The 2,126-nt window shown below is 74.0% G+C and carries 3 protein-coding genes; 2 read left to right on the top strand and 1 reads right to left on the bottom strand.

Features of this window, described 5'->3' with window-relative positions; translation table 11 throughout:
* Positions 1-654, top strand: a 654-nt coding sequence (locus HUX53_RS10655; RefSeq protein ID WP_176402998.1) for an N-acetylmannosamine-6-phosphate 2-epimerase, incomplete at its 5' end; no start/stop codon positions are given.
* On the opposite strand, the gene HUX53_RS10650 is transcribed toward HUX53_RS10655, so the two are convergent.
* Positions 612-1,595, bottom strand: coding sequence for an alpha/beta hydrolase (locus HUX53_RS10650; RefSeq protein ID WP_176402997.1), 984 nt, complete (start codon positions 1,593-1,595; stop codon positions 612-614). The two genes, HUX53_RS10655 and HUX53_RS10650, sit on opposite strands and share 43 nt — an antisense overlap.
* A 187-nt stretch (positions 1,596-1,782) precedes the next feature.
* Here HUX53_RS10650 and HUX53_RS10645 point away from each other — a divergent pair, with 187 nt between their 5' ends.
* The gene (locus HUX53_RS10645; RefSeq protein ID WP_176402996.1) at positions 1,783-1,977 is read left to right on the top strand and encodes a hypothetical protein; all 195 of its coding nucleotides are present in this window, start codon (positions 1,783-1,785) and stop codon (positions 1,975-1,977) included.
* Positions 1,978-2,126 lie beyond the last annotated feature (149 nt).

Here is a 2,126-nt window from a genome sequence, read left to right as displayed (position 1 = left end):
GCTGCACAGCGGGAGCGGCGGGACGAACGCCGCCGCGACCGGCCCGGCGGTGCCCGGCGACAGCGGCTCGCCGGGGGACTCCCGCGTGCCCGAGGCGACACCGACCGACCCGTCCCCCACGGTCACCCCGCCGTCCCCGACCCAGTCGCCGCCGCCGTCGACGTCCCCGTCATCGGCCTGACCAAGGACGGGACGGGCGGGGTGTTCATCACCCCCACGGTCGAGGCGGCCCGTGCCGTCCCGGCGGCCGGCGCGCAGATGGTCGCCGCCGACGCCACGTTCCGGCCGCGCCCCGACGGCCGTCCGCTCACCGCGTCGATCGAGGCCGTGCACGACGCGGGGGCGCTGTTCATGGCGGACGTGTCGACGCTGGACGAGGGCATCGCGGCGGCCGAGGCGGGAGCCGACGCGATCGCCACCACCCTCGCCGGCTACACGGCCCCCGGTCCGCCCCCTGATGGGCCGGATGTCGAGCTTGTCCGCGCGTTGCGGCGGGCCCTCCCGGACGCGCTGATCGTCGCCGAGGGGCGCTACCACTCACCGGCGTCGGCGGCGTCCGCGATCGAGGCGGGCGCGACGTGCGTCGTGGTCGGCACCGCGATCACCGACCCTCAGTGGATCACGTCCCGGTTCGCGGCCGCCGTGGCGTCCTGACCGGTGGTGAGCAGCCCGCGCAGGTCGGCGGCGGCCTGCCGGGCGGCTTCCTCCGCGGTCGCGGACACGCCGCCCAGCCCGAAGAAGCCGTGGTTGAGCGTGGGCCACTCGCGATGGACCACGGGGACGCCCGCGGCGCGCAGAGCCGCCGCATAGGCGTTGCCCTCGTCCCGCAGCGGGTCGAACCCCGCGGTGTGGACGGCCGCCGGCGCGACCCCCGCGAGATCGGGCGCGCGCAGCGGCGACACCTGCCAGGCGTCCCCGGGCGCGGTGTAGAGATCGGCGAACCACCGCATGCCCGCCAGCGTCAGCCCGTAGCCGTCCGCCCGCTCCTGCCGCGACGGGTAACGCGCGTTCACGGCGGAATCCGCGTACCCGCCCATGACATCGGTGACCGGGACGACGAGAAGCTGCGCGGCCAGCGGTATCCCCTGGTCACGGCAGGCGAGCGCGACCGAGGCGGCGAGCTGCCCGCCCGCGCTGTCGCCCGCGACGGCCAGCCGTCCGGCCGAGGCCCCGGCGACATGGAGCGTCGCGGCCAGGCAGTCGTCGAAGGCCGCCGGGTACGGGTGCTCGGGCGCCAGCCGGTAGTCGACGCCCACGACGGTCGAGCCGGTCTCCACGGCGAGCCGCCGCATGTGCTGCAGGTGGGTGTCCAGGTCGCCGGCGATCCAGCCGCCGCCGTGGAAGAACATGATCGTGGCGTCGGTGAAGCGGGTCGCGGGCTCGGTCACGCGGACGGGCACCGAACCTCCGGCCGTCTCCAGGACGATGTCGCGCTCCGCCGCAGGGACGGGCGGGTCCTGGAGCAGCCCGCGCGACCGTTCGTTGACGGCCCGCGCGTGGATCCGGGCGCCGGCGACGGACGCGTCGGCGGCCGTCGGATCCAGGGCGCGCTGCCGGAGCCACTCGGCGATATCGGGGTCGGACCCGTCGGTCATGTGAGCGAGCCTCCAGTCAAGACATCGGACATCCTACAACGCGTCCTGCGGCACGCGACTCCTGCGAATCGGGTCATGAGACACAGACGGGATGAAACGCGACGCTTACCGTCCTGGTAAGAGCTGATCGCCTTGATCGGTGACGGCGGCGGGGCCGGGGTGCTGGGCCCCGTGGAGAGGAGCGCTGATGTTCATCATCGTGTTCGTGGCCCTCGTGCTCGCCGGGCTGCTGGGTGGCCTCGTGTACCTGTGGGACTTCTCGCGCGCCAGCCGGCGCGACGCGCTGTTCCTCCCGGCGCAGGACGGGCGCGCACGCCGCGCGCGCCGGGTGACGGGGATGTACGTACGCGACTACCGGACCGACGACGAACTGGTCGGCTGACCGGACGCCGGCGGATCGGGGGTCGCCGAGCCGCCGGCGCCCGGTCCTGCCGCTTATAAACATCTGACGCTGCCGACGACAAGGAGAGGGGAGAGCTCCTGGGTAGCACTAGTATACACAGAACAAAGAAGCCACACGCACACAGCACA

The sequence above is a fragment of the Actinomadura sp. BRA 177 genome (assembly GCF_013372625.1).
Lineage (GTDB): Bacteria > Actinomycetota > Actinomycetes > Streptosporangiales > Streptosporangiaceae > Spirillospora.
This window is presented reverse-complemented; position numbering and strand designations above follow the sequence as displayed.